Genomic DNA, 14,821 nt, shown 5'->3' with positions numbered 1-14,821 from the left:
ATGTGCTTGGCCGGGCCCCTACGGCGATCATGCGGCCCAGCGTGACAGGGTGGGGCTGAAGGGATGCCCCACCGCCAGAGGCAGGCTTGCACATGATCGCCACCCCCGGCCAAACACATCCACCCACCCGGGCATTTTGGTAGCCGGGCCGGCGGTTTCCCGGGTGGTCGGCTGCTGCGCGCGGTGGGTTCGGCGTGGCTGGGCTGGCGATTGGCAGGGTGGCTGGTTGTCGCTGCGCCGACGGGGATCATGGTGGCCGGTGGTTGGCGGTGTGGCCGAGCGGCTTCGTGGACAGGCGCCAGATCGGGCCACGGCAACCGAACGGCCGTGCGCCGTGGTCCCGTGTGGACGGTGGGGCGGTAGCGGTTCCCGTCGACCCTGGTGGAGCAGCCGCACGGGTCCACTCCGGCCTCGGCTCAGCCGGTCTGCGGTGGGCCGGTCTCCACGACGGGGAGCAGGTTCGGGCGCCACACGCCGTCGTGCGCCAGCGCCGTGGTGCGGCGTTCTTCGGGGACCTCGCCGTAGGTGGTGGTGCGCTGGCGGGCGGGGCGGCCCGCGAGGGCGGCCAGGGCTTCCAGGTCGGCGATGGTCTTGTAGCTGCCGTTGTCGCTGCCCGCCATGCGGCTGATGGTCTCCTCCATCAGCGTGCCGCCGAGGTCGTTGATGCCGCCGTTGAGGACCTCCACCACCCCCTCGTCGCCGAGTTTGACCCAGCTCGTCTGGATGTTGCGGATGCGGCCGTGCAGCAGGATGCGGGCGAGGGCGTGCACCGCGCGGTTCTCCAGGCGGGTGGGGCCGGGGCGGGCGATGCCCGCGAGGTAGAGCGGCGCGTTGGTGTGCACGAACGGCAGCAGCACGAACTCGGAGAAGCCGCCGGTGCGGTCCTGCAGCGAGCCGATCAGCTTCAGGTGCGCGACCCAGTGCGCGGGGGTGTCCACGTGGCCGTACATCATCGTGGAGGTGGTGGGGATGCCCAGGTCGTGGGCGGTGGTGACGACGTCGACCCAGGCCGAGGTGGGCAGCTTGCCCTTGGTGAGGACCCAGCGGACCTCGTCGTCGAGGATTTCCGCGGCGGTGCCGGGCAGGGAGTCCACCCCGGCGTCGCGGGCGGCGGAGAGCCAGTCGCGGATGGACAGGTTCGTGCGGCCCGCGCCGTTGACGACCTCCATCGGGGAGAAGGCGTGCACGTGCAGGCCGGGGGCGCGCTTCTTGACCTCGGCGGCGATGTCGAAGTAGGCGGTGCCGGGCAGGTCAGGGTGGATGCCGCCCTGCATGCACACCTCGGTCGCGCCCACGGCCCACGCCTGCTCGGCGCGCTGGCCCACCTGCTCCAGCGACAGCGTGTAGGCGTCGGCGTCGGTGCGCCGCTGGGCGAACGCGCAGAAGCGGCACCCGGTGTAGCAGACGTTGGTGAAGTTGATGTTCCGCGTGACCACGTAGGTGACCTCGTCGCCCACGGCCTCCTCGCGGAACCCGTCGGCCAGGGCGGCCAGCGCCTCGATCTCCGCGCCCGGACCGGCCGAGAGCAGGACCAGCGCGTCCTCGTCGGACAGCGCGGTCGGGTGGTGCTCGGCGTGGCGCAGCGCGGTCAGGAACTCGGGGCGGGCCGTGCCCCCGCCGCCGGTGGCCGGGCCGGTGCCGGGGTGGACCTGGGTGCGCAGCTCGTCCCAGTCGCCGTAGACGGAGTCGAAGTCGTCGCGGCGGTCGGCGGTGCGGCCCTCGGTGTCGATGGTGGTGTGCAGGTCGGTGCGGCCCGAGGCGGTGAGGGCGACCTCCGGCTCCTGCCAGGGGCGGCCCACCGGTGGGGCGTCCTCGACCGCCAGGCCGGTCTCCGGGTCAGCGAGGGCGTCGACGTGCGCGCGCAGCCGGGGGTCGAGCCACGGTTCGCCCTTGAGCACGTACTCGGGGTAGATCGTCAACCGCTCGGCCAGCCGGAACCCGGCCGCCGCGGTCTGCTCGGCCAGCGCCTCGATCTGCGGCCACGGGCGCTCGGGGTTGACGTGGTCGGGGGTCAGCGGGGACACCCCGCCCCAGTCGTCGATGCCCGCGCGCAGCAGCAGGCCGAACTCGCCGCCGATGAGGTTCGGCGGGGCCTGGATGCGCGCCTTGGGCCCGAGCACGACCCGCGCCACCGCCACGGTCGCCGCCAGTTCCTCGGCCTCGGCGTCGGGCATCCCGCGCATGGCAGTGTCCGGCTTGGCGCGGAAGTTCTGCACGATGACCTCTTGGACACCGCCGTAGCGCCGGGCCACCTGCCGGATGGCGAAGATCGACTCCACCCGGTCCGCGAGCGTCTCGCCGATGCCGATCAGGATGCCGGTGGTGAACGGCACCGCGCTGCGGCCCGCGTCCTCCAGCACCCGCAGCCGCACCGCGGGCTCCTTGTCCGGCGAGCCGTAGTGCGGTCCGCCGGGCTTGGCCCACAGGTCGGTCGAGGTGGTCTCCAGCATCATCCCCATCGACGGGGCGACGGGCTTGAGCCGTTGCAGGTCCGTCCAGGACAGCACGCCGGGGTTCAGGTGCGGCAGCAGCCCGGTCTCCTCCAGCACCCGGATCGCCATGGCCCGCACGTACGACAGCGTGTCCGGGTACCCGGCCGCCTCCAGCCACTCGCGGGCGGCGTCCCAGCGGTCCTCGGGGCGGTCACCGAGGGTGAACAGGGCTTCCTTGCAGCCCATCGCCGCACCCCGCCTGGCGATGTCCAGCACCTCGTCGGGACTGAGGAACGGGGCGGGCAGCCGACCGGGGACGGTGGCGAAGGTGCAGTAGTGGCACCGGTCGCGGCACAGGCGGGTCAGCGGGATGAAGACCTTCTTGGAGTAGGTGACCACACCGGGTCGCCCGACCGCTTCCAGACCGGCGTCGCGGACCCGTGACGCGGTGGTGACCAGGTCGTCGAGGTGCTCGCCGCGGGCGTGCAGCAGGACCTCGGCCTCGGTCCGGTCCAGGGTGACCCCGTCGCGGGCCCGGCGCAGGGCTCGGCGGAGCGCGGACTCGCTGGGCACGGCAACGTCGGTCATCCCCCCAGGCTAGTTCCCGGGGCGGCGGGGACCGGACGAGGACCGGAGTGATCTCCCGTGCACCGGGACGGGGAATAGAACCGCGGCCTCGCGACCACTACCTGAGCATGACCACCACACCGTTCAACCCCCACGCCCTGCTCGCGGAGAGCAGGCTCGGCGTCCTCGCCACGATCAAGGCGGACGGCCTGCCACAGCTCTCCCCGGTGCTGCCGTACTACGACGAGGAGGCGGGCACCATCCGGATCTCCACTCGGGAGGGACTGTCGAAGACGAGGAACCTGCGCCGCGACCAGCGCGCGGCGCTGGAGGTCACCAGCGCCGACGGCAAGTCCTGGGCGACCGCCGAGGGCACGGTCACGATCACCGGACCGAGCACCGACGCGCACGGGCCCGAGGTCCAGGCGCTGGTGGACTGGTACCGGGTCGCCTCGGGTGGCGAGCACCCGGACTGGGACGAGTACCGCGCCGCGATGGTCGACGACCGGCGGGTGCTCGTCACGATCGCGGTCACCCGGGTCTACGGCGCCGACATCGGCTGAGCTGTTCCCGCGCGCCGGTCCCGACCACGACCCGGGCACGGCTCCGCCCCCGCCGCGTGGTGCGGCGGGGGCGGGGTCGCGTATCCGGTGATCAGCCGGGCAGCACGCCCGCGATGGCCTTGCGGGCCTTCTTCGGGGCGCTGCTGAGCGTGTCGCCCACCGTGTCGGTGGTGTCCGCGGTCCAAGCGCTGAAGTCGTGGGCGGTCTTGTTGAGCTTCTTGCCCGCCCGCTTCGCGCGCCAGCCCAGCGAGGGCTTGCCCGCGGTGTCGGCGGAGGCGAGCAGGAGGCCGCCGAGCAGGCCCACGTTCTTCAGGAAGTGGATCTGCTGCTGCTGGCGGTTCGAGGCGTCCTTCTCCTCCCAGAACCGGTGCGTGGCGAGCGTGGTCGGCACCAGGCTGCCGGAGAGCAGCAGCGCCGACAGCCTCGGGAACCGGCCCAGCGCGAGCAGGGCACCCGCGCCGACCTTCACCGCGCCATCGATGCGCACCAGGGTCAGCGCGTCGGAGGGCACCTGCTCGGGGAGCTTGTCGCCCACCTTGTTCAGGGTCCCGTCCAGCACCGGCTTGGCCGCCTCGACGTGCGCCTCGGGGTTGCGCAGCACATTGATACCGCCTGCGATGAAGATCCCCGCAAGCATCGGGCGCGCCAGTCTGCGCAAGATCATCGGGCCTGTCCTCTCTAGTCGATCCGGTGCTTGGTCTGCTCGACCAGCTCGCGGACGTGGTCGATCGAACCGCACCCGGCCTTGACGCGCTCGTCGCGGACGCTGACGAACTTCGTGCCGAGCTCGGCCCGCCGGTCGTCGGCGACGCTGTCGCGCGCGTCGTTGAGGATGGTGCGCTCCTCCTCGTCCACGTGGTGGTTGATGGCCTTGACCAGCTCTTCGAGCTTCTCGTCCCAGTCGTCGGAGTCGGTGTCCTCGATCTCCATCAGCTCCAGCAGGGCCACGTGCCCCTCGGCGTGCTCCTCCGCCCCGTGCTCCACCTCGTGGTCGCTGACGCCCTTGTACCGCCGCAGCGCGGGGTAGACCTCGGACTCCTCGGCCTCGGCGTGACCGACGAGCACGTGCGCCAGCTCGTCGAGCAGCTTGGCCCGGTCGCTGGTGCGGTCCCGCAGACCCCGGAACAGCTCCTCGAAGCGCCGGTGGTCGTCCAGGATCAGCTCGATCACGTCGGTGGTGGGCATGTGGTGGGCCTTTCGTGCTGGGAACGTCGCCGGGTGGGTACCCGGCGACGACCGCACTCAACCCCGCCGCCCCCACACGGGGTGACCGCCCCCGGGGAGCCGGCGGACCCGACTCGGTGCCCGCACGAGAACCCGGTCCGCCCGAAGGCGGACCGGGCTCGGCCGACCGCTACTCCGATCCGGCTTCGATGTCGCCCTCGACCTGGAGGTACAGCTCCTGGAGCTGCCGCAGGGTGTCCGGGTCCGGTTCGGCCCACATCTTGCGGTCGGCGGCTTCCAGGAGGCGTTCGGCGATGCCGTGCAGGGCCCACGGGTTGGACTCGGTGAGGAACTTGCGGTTCTCCGGGTCCAGGGCGTAGGTCTGCGCGAGCTTGTCGTACATCCAGTCCGCGACGACCCCGGTGGTGGCGTCGTAGCCGAAGAGGTAGTCGACGGTGGCCGCCAGTTCGAAGGCGCCCTTGTAGCCGTGGCGGCGCATGGCCTCGATCCAGCGGGGGTTGACCACGCGGGAGCGGAAGACGCGGTTGGTCTCCTCCGACAGGGAGCGGGTGCGGACCGCGTCGGGGTTGGTGCTGTCGCCGATGTAGGCGGCGGGGGCCTTGCCGGTCAGCGAGCGGACGGTGGCGATCATGCCGCCGTGGTACTGGAAGTAGTCGTCGGAGTCGGCGATGTCGTGTTCGCGGGTGTCGACGTTCTTGGCGGCGACGTTGATGCGGCGGTAGGCCGATTCCATGTCCGCGCGGGCGGCGACGCCGTCGAGGTCGCGGCCGTAGGCGAAGCCGCCCCAGACCGCGTAGACCTCCGCGAGGTCGGAGTCGTCGCGCCAGTTGTGGCTGTCGATCAGCGGGAGCAGGCCCGCGCCGTACGCGCCGGGCTTGGAGCCGAAGATGCGGGTGGTGGCTTGGCGTTCACCCCGGTCGGCGTCGGCCTGGACGTGGGCGCGGACGTAGTTGTCCTCTTCGGACTCGTCCAGGGCGGCGACCATCCGCACGGCGTCGTCGAGCAGGTAGACCACGTGCGGGAAGGCGTCGCGGAAGAAGCCGGAGATGCGGACGGTGACGTCGATGCGGGGGCGGCCCAGCTCGTCGAGCGGGATGACCTCCAGGCCGCTGATGCGCCGGGACGCCTCGTCCCAGACCGGGCGGGCGCCGAGCAGGGCCAGCACCTCGGCGATGTCGTCGCCCGCGGTGCGCATGGCCGAGGTGCCCCACACCGACAGGCCGACCGAGCGCGGCCACTCGCCGGTGTCGCGCCGGTAGCGCTGCACCAGCGACTCCGCCATGGCCGAGCCGGTCTCCCAGGCCAGGCGGCTGGGCACCGCCTTGGGGTCGACGGAGTAGAAGTTGCGACCCGTGGGCAGCACGTTGACCAGCCCGCGCAGCGGTGAGCCGCTGGGCCCGGCGGGCACGTAGCCGCCGTCGAGGGCGTGCAGGACGTTGTCGATCTCGTCGGTGGTGCGGGCCAGCCGGGGCACGACCTCCACCGCGGCGAAGGTCAGCACCTCGATGACGGCCGGGTCGTCCGAGACGCGCGCGGCGGCGTCGGGGTCCCAGTCGTGGTCCTCCATGGCCTGGACCAGGGCGAGGGCCTGCGCGTCGATCTCGTCGGTGCGGGTGCGCGTCTCCGTGCCGTCCTCGGACAGGCCCAGCGCCTCGCGCAGGCCGGGCAGCGCGGCGGCCTGCCCGCCCCACATCTGCCGGGCGCGCAGCATGGAGTTGACCAGGTTGACCCTGGCCGCGCCCACCGGCGGGTCGCCGAGGGTGTGCAGGCCGTCGCGGATCTGCACGTCCTTGATCTCGCACAGCCAGCCGTCGACGTGCAGCAGGAAGTCGTCGAACTCCGCGTCGTGCGGGCGGTCGTCGAGGCCCAGGTCGTGGTCGAGCTTGGCGGCCTGGATCAGGGTCCAGATCTGCGCGCGGATGGCGGGCAGCTTCGCCGGGTCCATCGCGGCGATGTTGGAGTGCTCGTCGAGCAGTTGCTCCAGCCGGGCGATGTCGCCGTAGCTCTCCGCGCGGGCCATCGGCGGCACCAGGTGGTCGACCAGGGTGGCGTGCGCGCGCCGCTTGGCCTGGGTGCCCTCGCCGGGGTCGTTGACCAGGAACGGGTAGACCAGCGGCATGTCGCCCAGCGCCGCGTCGGGGCCGCAGGCGGCGGAGAGGCCGAGGTTCTTGCCAGGCAGCCACTCCAGGTTCCCGTGCTTGCCCAGGTGGATCATGGCGTGCGCGCCGAAGGTGGCTGCGACCCACCGGTAGGCGGCCAGGTAGTGGTGGCTCGGCGGCAGGTCCGGGTCGTGGTAGATCGCCACCGGGTTCTCGCCGAAGCCGCGCGGGGGCTGCACGATCAGCACGACGTTGCCCGCGCGCAGCGCCGCGAGCACGATCTCACCCCCGGGGTCGTTCGAGGTGTCGACGAACAGCGACCCGGGGGCCGGGCCCCAGTGCTCCTCCATCGACTCGCGCAGCTCGGCGGGCAGCGTGGCGAAGAACTCGCGGTACTCCGCCGCGGAGATGCGCACCGGGTTGCCGGTGAGCTGCTCCTCGGTGAGCCAGTTCGGGTCCTGCCCACCGGCCTCGATCAGGGCGTGGATCAGCGCGTCGCCGTCGTCGGCGGCGATGCCGGGCAGCGCGTCCGGGCCCTCGGCGGGGCCGATGTCGTACCCGGCGCCGCGCAGTGCCTTGAGCAGGCGCACCGCGCTGGCCGGGGAGTCCAAGCCGACGGCGTTGCCGATGCGGGCGTGCTTGGTCGGGTACGCCGAGAGCATCAGCGCGACCTTGCGCTCACCCGGCGGCACGTGCCGCAGGCGCGCGTGCGCGACGGCGATGCCCGCCACCCGCAGCGCCCGCTCGGGGTCGGGCACGTAGACCGACAGGCCGTCGCGGTCCTGCTCCTTGAACGAGAACGGCACGGTGATCAGCCGACCGTCGAACTCCGGCACCGCGACCTGGGTGGCGGTGTCGAGCGGGGACAGGCCGTCGTCGCTCTCCTCCCAGGCCGAGCGCGAGGAGGTCAGGGCGAGACCCTGCAGGATGGGGATGTCGAGGTCGGCCAGGGCGCCGACGTCCCAGGCGCCGTCGTCGCCGCCCGCGCTCGCGGCGGCGGGCAGCGTGCCGCCCGCGGCGAGCACGGTCACGACCAGGGCGTCCAGCGTGCCGAGCACGTCGAGCAGCTCGGTCGGGGCGGTGCGCAGCGAGGCGCAGTAGACCGGTACGGCCTGCCCGCCCTTGGCCTCCACGGCGTCGGCCAGGGCGGCGACGAACGCGGTGTTCCCGGCCAGGTGGTGCGCGCGGTAGTAGAGGATGCCGACGCGCGGGCCCTCGGTGCGGGTGGGCGTCCAGTCCAGGCGGCCCCACGGCGCCAGCTCGACGGGGGGCTGGAAGCCGTGGCCGGTGAGCAGCAGCGTGTCGGACAGGAAGTGCGCCAGTTCGCGCAGGTTGGCCGGGCCGCCGTAGGCCAGGTAGCGGTGGGCCTCGGCGACCAGCCCGCCGGGGGCGGTGGAGCACTCCATCAGTTCCGCGTCCGGCGCCTGCTCACCGCCGAGCACGACCACCGGCCGATCGCCCGCGAGGAGCGCGTCGAGGCCGTCCTCCCAGGCCCGGCGACCGCCGAGCAGCCGGACGACGACCACGCCGACGCCGTCGAGCAGGCCGGGGAGGTCGTCGACGTGCAGCCGGGCCGGGTTGGCCAGCCGGTACTCCGCGCCGCTGGCGCGGGCGGAGAGCAGGTCGGTGTCCGAGGTGGACAGCAGCAGGATCATCAAGTCCCTTCCCGGGGTGTCCGCGCCCCTGGATCGGTGGGCAATGGCCGGAGTTCCTGGCTCCCCGGGCGGGTGCCCGGGTGACAGTGGCGGGACCGCGCCGGTTTCGCACCGGCTTCCTCCACGTGCCATTGCTGTGTCGCGCTCACTCTATATTCGCCGGGTGCCCCTCCCCCAGCGCCGAACGGGCGCCGATGCCTGCCCCGGTGCGCTCGACACGCACGCGGCGGCCGACGGCGGGCTCGCCAGGGTGCGCGTGCCGGGCGGTCTGCTGCGGCCCGAGCAGTTGCTCGCGGTGGCCGAAGCGGCCGCCGACCTGGGCACTCCCGTGCTGGAGCTGACCTCGCGGGCGAACCTCCAGGTGCGCGGGCTGGCCCCGGGCGCGGAGGTCGAGCTGGGTGACCGGCTGGCCAGGGTGGGGCTGCTGCCGTCGCCGACGCACGAGAAAGTGCGCAACATCATGGCCTCCCCGCTGGGCGGGCAGCGGTGGGTGGCCGAGCTGGACGCGGGCCTGTGCGCCGACCCCGCCCTCGCCGGGCTGCCCGGCCGGTTCCTGTTCTGCCTGGACGACGGGCGCGGCGACGTGGCCTGGGCCGGGGCCGACGTGGCCGCGCTGCCGGTCGGCGACGCGGTGGCGGTCCTGCTCGGCGGCGCCGACCACGGCGTGCGGGTGCGCCAGGACGAGGTGGTCGGGGCGGTGCTGGCCGCCGCGCGGGCGTTCCTGGAGCTGCGCGACGGGCAGTGGCGGGTGCGCGAGCTGGGCGCGGGTGTGGCGGAGATCGCCACCCGGCTGGGCGCGGGGCCCGCGCGGGTTACGGTCACCCCGCCGGTGACGGCCGGGCCGATCGGGCCGGTCGGGTTCGGCGACGGCGGTGCCGGGTACGCGGTGGCCGTGCCACTGGGGCGGATCACCCGCGAGCAGGCCGCCGCGCTGGCGGACCGCGGCGAGGTCGTGCTCACCCCCTGGCGGGGTGCGGTGGTGCGCGGCGACGGGTCCGGGTTGGCCGACGTGGGGTTGCTGACCTCGGCGGACGACCCGGGGATCGGGGTGACCGCGTGCACCGGGCGGCCGGGCTGCGCCAAGGCGCACGCCGACGTGCAGGCGGCGGCGCGCGGGCTGCGGGTCGGCGGGCGGGCGGTGCACTGGTCGGGCTGCGACCGGCGGTGCGGGCGGCCCGCCGGGGATGTGCTGGACGTGGTGGCCACGGAGGCCGGCTACCTCGTCGACGGTCGGGCGGTGCCCGGCGAGCGGGTGGTCGAGGCGGCGACCCAGGGAAGGGAACAGCGGTGAGCGAGTACAGCGAGAACGGCTACACGGTGCCCGAGTACGTGAAGGACGGCCAGGAGATCTACCGGCGGTCGTTCGCCACGATCCGGTCCGAGGCGCGGCTGGACGGGCTGCCCGAGGACGTGGCCAGGGTGGTGGTGCGGATGATCCACGCCTGCGGCATGGTCGACCTGGTCGACGACGTCGCGTACTCCCCCGACGTGGTCAGCTCCGCGCGCGCCGCGCTGCTGGCCGGGCACCCCATCCTGTGCGACGCGCACATGGTCGCCTCCGGCATCACCCGCCGCAGGCTGCCCGCGGACAACGACGTCCTCTGCACGCTGACGGACCCGCGGGTGCCGGGCCTGGCCGAGGAGCTGGGCAACACCCGCAGCGCGGCGGCGCTGGAGCTGTGGCGCGACCACCTCAACGGCGCCGTGGTGGCGATCGGCAACGCGCCGACCGCGCTGTTCCGGCTGCTGGAGCTGATCGAGTCGGGCGCGGGCCGCCCGGCGGCGGTCCTCGGCCTGCCGGTCGGGTTCATCGGCGCCGCCGAGTCCAAGGACGCCCTGGCCGCGTACCCCGGTGAGATCCCGTACCTGGTGGTGCGCGGTCGGCGCGGCGGCAGCGCGATGGCCGTGGCCGCGGTCAACGCGATCGCGAGCGAGGAGGAATGACCGGCACGCTGTACGGGGTCGGCCTGGGCCCCGGCGACCCCGAGCTGGTGACGGTCAAGGCGGCCCGGCTGATCTCCTCGGCCGCGGTGGTCGCCTACCACTCGGCCCGGCACGGCCGGTCGATCGCGCGCGGTGTCGCCGCCCCCTACCTGCGGGAGGGGCAGATCGAGGAGCAGCTTGTCTACCCGCTGACGGTGGAGACCACCGACCACCCCGGCGGCTACGCGGGCGCGATGGCCGACTTCTACGAAGCTGCCGCCGCCCGGCTGGCCGCGCACCTCGACGCCGGGCGCGACGTGGTGGTGCTCGCCGAGGGCGACCCGCTGTTCTACGGCTCCTACATGCACATGCACAAGCGGCTCTGCGGTCGCTACGCCACCGAGGTCGTGCCCGGGGTGACCTCGGTCAGCGCGGCGGCGGCGGTCCTGGGCGTGCCGCTGGTCGAGGGCGAGGAGGTGCTGACCGTGCTGCCGGGGACGCTGCCCGCGGAGGCGCTGTCGGCGCAGCTCGCGGCCACCGACTCCGCGGCGGTGCTCAAGCTGGGGCGCAACTTCGACAAGGTGCGCGGGGCGTTCGAGGCGGCCGGGAAGCTCGACCGGGCGCTGTACGTGGAGCGGGCGACCTGGGAGCAGGGGCGGGCGCTGCCGCTGGCCGAGGTGGACCCGGCGTCGGTGCCGTACTTCTCCCTGGCGCTGCTGCCCAGCCCGGTCAACGACGGGGTCGCGGCCGGGGTTTCCCCGTACGTGGCGGCGGAATCGGCCGAAGGATCGGTGACCGTCGTGGGCACCGGTCCGGCGGGGCGGCCGTGGCTGACGCCGGAGGCGCAGGAGGCGCTGGCGGTGGCCGACGACCTGGTCGGGTACACGACGTACCTGGCGCGGGTGGCGCCGAACCCGCGGCAGCGCAGGCACGCCTCGGACAACCAGGTGGAGGCCGAGCGGGCGGCGTTCGCGCTCGACCTGGCCAAGCGCGGGCGGCGGGTCGCGGTGGTCTCCTCCGGTGACCCGGGCGTGTTCGCCATGGCCGCTGCGGTGCTGGAGGTGGCGACCGACCCGCAGTGGAAGGACGTGCCGGTGCGGGTGCTGCCCGGGCTGACCGCCGCGCAGGCGGTGGCCAGCCGGGTCGGGGCGCCGCTGGGGCACGACTTCGCCACGATCTCGCTGTCGGACCGGCTCAAGCCGTGGGAGGTGATCGTGCGCCGCCTGGACGCGGTGGCCGCCGCCGACCTGGCGATCGCGATCTACAACCCGGCGTCGAAGTCACGGACCTGGCAGCTCGGCGAGGCGCGGGACGTGCTGCTGCGCCACCGCTCCCCGGACACCCCGGTGGTCGTCGGGCGCGACGTGGGCGGTCCGCAGGAGACGGTCCGGGTGCTGCGGTTGGGCGAGCTGGACCCGACCACCGTGGACATGCGCTGCCTGCTGCTGATCGGTTCGTCGCAGACCAGGGTGGTCGAGCGCGGCGACGGCTCGACGGCCGTGTTCACCCCTCGGACGTACCCGGCGGGTTGAGGCGGGCGGTGATCTGCTGGACGACCCAGCCGTTGCCGTCGGGGTCGTCGAAGAACAGGAAGCCCTGGTTGTTCAGGTCGTCGTCGGGCTCGGCGGGGCGGAACCCGCCGGGTCCGGCGACCTGCACCGGCGTGGTCGTCACCCCCCGCTGGGCGAGCTGCGCGTGCGCGGCGCGGATGTCGCCGACGACGAGCTGCAACCCCTTGAGGGACCCGGGTTCCATGACGCCGACGCCGGTGCCGATCACGATCGAGCAGCCGGAGCCGGGCGGGGTCAGCTGCACCACCCGCATGTCCTCGCTGACGCGGGCGTCGTGGTCGAGGGTGAAGCCGAGCCGCTCGGCGTAGAACTCCTTGGCCCGGTCCACGTCGGAGACCGGCACGACGACGACTTCGAGTGTCCACTGCATGCGCCTGTCCTACCAGACGTGTCGAGCCCGCGACCGAAACGTCCCCTGTGGACGGACGGGGGTCAGCAGCCGGTGATCCCGGCGAGCAGCCGGTCGAGGCCCCAGAGGTACTGCTCGACCGTGTTGTACCGCGCGATGACGTCGGCGGCGGCCACCGTGCGCGGGTACCGGTCCGCCGGGAGGGCGGCCAGCCCGGCCCGCCGCCCGCCGATGCGCTCCGCCTCCGATGGCGCCGCCCCCTGGTCGGCGGCCTCCAGCGCGATCGAGCCCAGCACGTGGACGATGACCGAGTAGGACGCCCGCGCGGCGGTCTCGCGGTCCAGGCCCGCCTCGCCGAGGGCGTCGAGCACCAGTTCGCCGAGCCGCAGCGCCTCCGGTCCGTCCAGCGGGGCCGACATCAGCAGCGCCGCCGAGCCGGGGTGGGCCAGCACGCCCTCCCGCAACCCCACGGCGGCCCCGCGCAGCCGCTCGTCCCAGCGCCCCGGTCCGGTCAACGGCGGGATGCCGTGCCTGCCGAGGAGCCGGTCGAAGACCGCGCGCACGACCGCAGCCTTGTCCGGGAAGTAGGTGTAGATGGCGTTCGGCGCGACCCCGGCCGCGGCGGCGATCCCGCGCATCGACAGCGCCTCCGCCCCGCCCTCGTCGAGCAGGCGCAGCGCGGCGTCGGTGATGGCCTCCGGCGACAGCGTGCGCCGGGGTCCCGGGCGTCCCGGCATTCGGCTCCTCCTCGAATCCGCACTTGACGTTGGACAGCGTACAGGATTAACTCTGAACAGCGTACAAATTGTACGTCGTACAGAAAGGGGGTCGCCGTGCGCGACCGGACCACCGGAACGCTGATGATCGCCGGAGCGGCGGCGGCGAACACCGCCTTCGCCGTGCTCGGCGCGGTGTTCGACTACCCCGACGTGCTCGGCCACCCGGCGGGCGAGGTACTGGGGCGCTTCCACCGGCACCCCGTCCTCATCGGCTCGGCGTTCCTGCTGCTCGCGGTCGGCGCGGGCCTGCTCGCCCCGATCGCGCTGCGCCTGCGCCGCCACGCGGGCGGACACGGCCGGGCACTCGCGGTGATCGGCGTGGCCGCGGCGGCGGTCCAGGTCGTCGGACTGCTGCGCTGGCCGCTGCTGGTGCCGTTCCTGGACGTCGAGTCCTTCCCGGTCGCCCACACCGTGCTCGGCACGGTGCTCGGCGAGACGATCGGGTACCTGCTGACCGCCGTGTGGACCACCCTCGCCGTGGTCGCGCTCGGGCGCCGGATGCCGGGCGGGCGGTTCTCCCTTACACTCGCGGCGACCTCGGCGCCGATGATCGCGGCGGGCGTCCTGGTGCCACTCGGCCTCGGTTTCGCGGATACGGTCAATTTCGCCGGTTATGTCCTCTGGAGCCTGTGGCTGGTGATCGCCGGAACGTTTTTCATCACTTCCGGACGAAACGCGGGCGAGGAAGTGGACGCTTCGCGCAGTTCGGCAATTGCCAAGCGGGACAACGGATCGAGCGCTGTAAACCACACAGCGTCGTTGCCTGGTAACCGATAGGTGTACACAACGGAAAAGAAACAACGCTCCTTGCGCGGGCACAGGTGAGCGTGGTTTCGTTTCCCCTGCGGACCCCTCGGAAAGAACATTCGGGCCGGGCGGGCCTGGAAGTATTTCCCTGTATCACCGCTGATACCCCAGGAAGGTCTAAACCCTGATGCGTCCCAAGGTTTCCAAGAAGGTGCTGGCGGGTCTCGCCGCCACCACCTCCGTCGGTCTGGTCGCCACCGGGCTGCTGCTCGGCGGCGGCACCAGCTCCGCGGCCCCGGTGTCGTTGACCCTGAACTACTCGTGCCCGTTCCCGCTGATCGGCAACCAGAACCTGAAGGTTGTCATCAACACCGACCTGCCCACCTCGATCGGCGTCGGCGAGCAGACCGGTGCGTTCGACATCCAGGCGATCACCACCGTCCCGGAGACCGCGACGCAGGGCCTGACCCTGGTCGGCGCGGCCACCGTGGAGGGCACCGCCCTGGCGGGCGCGACCGTGGCGGCCCCGGACATCACGCTGCCGGTCGACGTCCCGATCACGGTGCCGAAGACCAACGTCCCGGCGAAGGGCGAGTTCGACATCCCGGCAGGCGGGCAGACTCCCTCGCTGTCGTTCCAGACCCCCGGCGAAGCGAAGATCACCGTCGGCAACCTGAAGCTGACCCTGTCGCCGAAGCGGGCCGACGGCACGCTGACCGGCCTGGGCACCTTCGACTCGGCGTGCACCCAGGTGCCGGGCCAGAACAACACGCTGGCCACGTTCCAGATCACGCCGGTGGAGACCACGACCACCACCGACCCCACCACCACGACCACCGAGCCCACCACGACGACGACGGAACCGACGACCACCACGACGGAACCGACGACGACCACCACCGAGCCGACCACGACGACGACTGAGCCGACGACCACGACGACTGAGCCGAC

The 14,821-nt window shown here is 73.1% G+C and carries 12 protein-coding genes and 1 riboswitch; of the genes, 6 read left to right on the top strand and 6 right to left on the bottom strand.

Translation table 11 applies throughout. The features are described 5' to 3' along the window. Positions 1-416 precede the first annotated feature (416 nt). A complete protein-coding gene (locus L6E12_RS11050; RefSeq protein WP_236227792.1) occupies positions 417-3,020 on the bottom strand; it encodes a bifunctional FO biosynthesis protein CofGH in 2,604 nt (867 codons plus the stop codon). A gap of 107 nt (positions 3,021-3,127) precedes the next feature. On the opposite strand from L6E12_RS11050, the gene L6E12_RS11045 reads away from it, so the two are divergent. After that, positions 3,128-3,562, top strand: coding sequence for a PPOX class F420-dependent oxidoreductase (locus L6E12_RS11045; RefSeq protein WP_236227791.1), 435 nt, complete (start codon positions 3,128-3,130; stop codon positions 3,560-3,562). A 91-nt stretch (positions 3,563-3,653) separates the two neighbouring features. Here L6E12_RS11045 and L6E12_RS11040 read toward each other — a convergent pair whose 3' ends face one another. From L6E12_RS11040 to cobN, 3 genes are all read right to left on the bottom strand, one after another. Further along, entirely contained in the window at positions 3,654-4,226 is a 573-nt protein-coding gene (locus L6E12_RS11040; RefSeq protein ID WP_236227790.1) for a DoxX family protein, read from the bottom strand. 14 nt (positions 4,227-4,240) lie between these two features. Next, positions 4,241-4,747, bottom strand: a complete 507-nt coding sequence (locus L6E12_RS11035; protein WP_236227789.1) for a hemerythrin domain-containing protein — start codon at positions 4,745-4,747, stop codon at positions 4,241-4,243. A gap of 169 nt (positions 4,748-4,916) precedes the next feature. Further along, positions 4,917-8,501 (bottom strand): cobaltochelatase subunit CobN, encoded by a 3,585-nt coding sequence (gene cobN / locus L6E12_RS11030; RefSeq protein WP_236227788.1) that lies wholly within the window; start codon positions 8,499-8,501, stop codon positions 4,917-4,919. 50 nt (positions 8,502-8,551) lie between these two features. Then, positions 8,552-8,623: riboswitch (cobalamin riboswitch) on the bottom strand. A gap of 41 nt (positions 8,624-8,664) precedes the next feature. On the opposite strand from cobN, the gene L6E12_RS11025 reads away from it, so the two are divergent. Genes L6E12_RS11025 through L6E12_RS11015 form a run of 3 tightly spaced genes read left to right on the top strand, consistent with a single transcriptional unit; the run spans position 8,665 to position 11,956 of the window. Further along, complete coding sequence (locus tag L6E12_RS11025; RefSeq protein ID WP_236227787.1) at positions 8,665-9,792, top strand: precorrin-3B synthase; 1,128 nt, start codon at positions 8,665-8,667, stop codon at positions 9,790-9,792. Positions 9,793-9,818: 26 nt separating this feature from the next. Next, on the top strand, positions 9,819-10,445 hold the full coding sequence (locus L6E12_RS11020) for a precorrin-8X methylmutase (RefSeq protein WP_236227846.1): 627 nt from the start codon (positions 9,819-9,821) through the stop codon (positions 10,443-10,445). Further along, complete coding sequence (locus L6E12_RS11015; RefSeq protein WP_236227786.1) at positions 10,442-11,956, top strand: precorrin-2 C(20)-methyltransferase; 1,515 nt, start codon at positions 10,442-10,444, stop codon at positions 11,954-11,956. Before L6E12_RS11020 ends, L6E12_RS11015 begins: the two co-directional genes overlap by 4 nt. Here the strand turns inward: L6E12_RS11015 and L6E12_RS11010 are convergent. Both L6E12_RS11010 and L6E12_RS11005 read right to left on the bottom strand, forming a co-directional pair. Beyond that, a complete protein-coding gene (locus L6E12_RS11010; protein ID WP_236227785.1) occupies positions 11,928-12,365 on the bottom strand; it encodes a VOC family protein in 438 nt (145 codons plus the stop codon). The genes L6E12_RS11015 and L6E12_RS11010 overlap by 29 nt on opposite strands. A gap of 62 nt (positions 12,366-12,427) precedes the next feature. Then, positions 12,428-13,081: a TetR/AcrR family transcriptional regulator gene (locus L6E12_RS11005; protein WP_236227784.1), complete on the bottom strand. Its 654-nt coding sequence runs from the start codon at positions 13,079-13,081 to the stop codon at positions 12,428-12,430. A 96-nt stretch (positions 13,082-13,177) separates the two neighbouring features. Here L6E12_RS11005 and L6E12_RS11000 point away from each other — a divergent pair, with 96 nt between their 5' ends. Together L6E12_RS11000 and L6E12_RS10995 are read left to right on the top strand one after the other, a co-directional pair. Beyond that, positions 13,178-13,900, top strand: a complete 723-nt coding sequence (locus L6E12_RS11000) for a DUF4386 domain-containing protein (protein WP_236227783.1) — start codon at positions 13,178-13,180, stop codon at positions 13,898-13,900. 157 nt (positions 13,901-14,057) lie between these two features. After that, positions 14,058-14,821: DUF6801 domain-containing protein (locus L6E12_RS10995; protein ID WP_374201860.1), on the top strand; the 764-nt coding region annotated here is incomplete at its 3' end.

The sequence above is a fragment of the Actinokineospora sp. PR83 genome (assembly GCF_021056305.1).
GTDB lineage: Bacteria > Actinomycetota > Actinomycetes > Mycobacteriales > Pseudonocardiaceae > Actinokineospora > Actinokineospora spheciospongiae.
This window is presented reverse-complemented; position numbering and strand designations above follow the sequence as displayed.

What these genes read in the sequence shown, in the direction of transcription:
- L6E12_RS11040 (WP_236227790.1), bottom strand. Translation starts at nt 4,226, where the DNA reads ATGATCTTGCGCAGACTGGCGCGCCCGATGCTTGCGGGGATCTTCATC.
- L6E12_RS11045 (WP_236227791.1), top strand. Translation starts at nt 3,128, where the DNA reads ATGACCACCACACCGTTCAACCCCCACGCCCTGCTCGCGGAGAGCAGG.
- L6E12_RS11035 (WP_236227789.1), bottom strand. Translation starts at nt 4,747, where the DNA reads ATGCCCACCACCGACGTGATCGAGCTGATCCTGGACGACCACCGGCGC.
- cobN (WP_236227788.1), bottom strand. Translation starts at nt 8,501, where the DNA reads ATGATCCTGCTGCTGTCCACCTCGGACACCGACCTGCTCTCCGCCCGC.
- L6E12_RS11005 (WP_236227784.1), bottom strand. Translation starts at nt 13,081, where the DNA reads ATGCCGGGACGCCCGGGACCCCGGCGCACGCTGTCGCCGGAGGCCATC.
- L6E12_RS11050 (WP_236227792.1), bottom strand. Translation starts at nt 3,020, where the DNA reads ATGACCGACGTTGCCGTGCCCAGCGAGTCCGCGCTCCGCCGAGCCCTG.
- L6E12_RS11015 (WP_236227786.1), top strand. Translation starts at nt 10,442, where the DNA reads ATGACCGGCACGCTGTACGGGGTCGGCCTGGGCCCCGGCGACCCCGAG.
- L6E12_RS11010 (WP_236227785.1), bottom strand. Translation starts at nt 12,365, where the DNA reads ATGCAGTGGACACTCGAAGTCGTCGTCGTGCCGGTCTCCGACGTGGAC.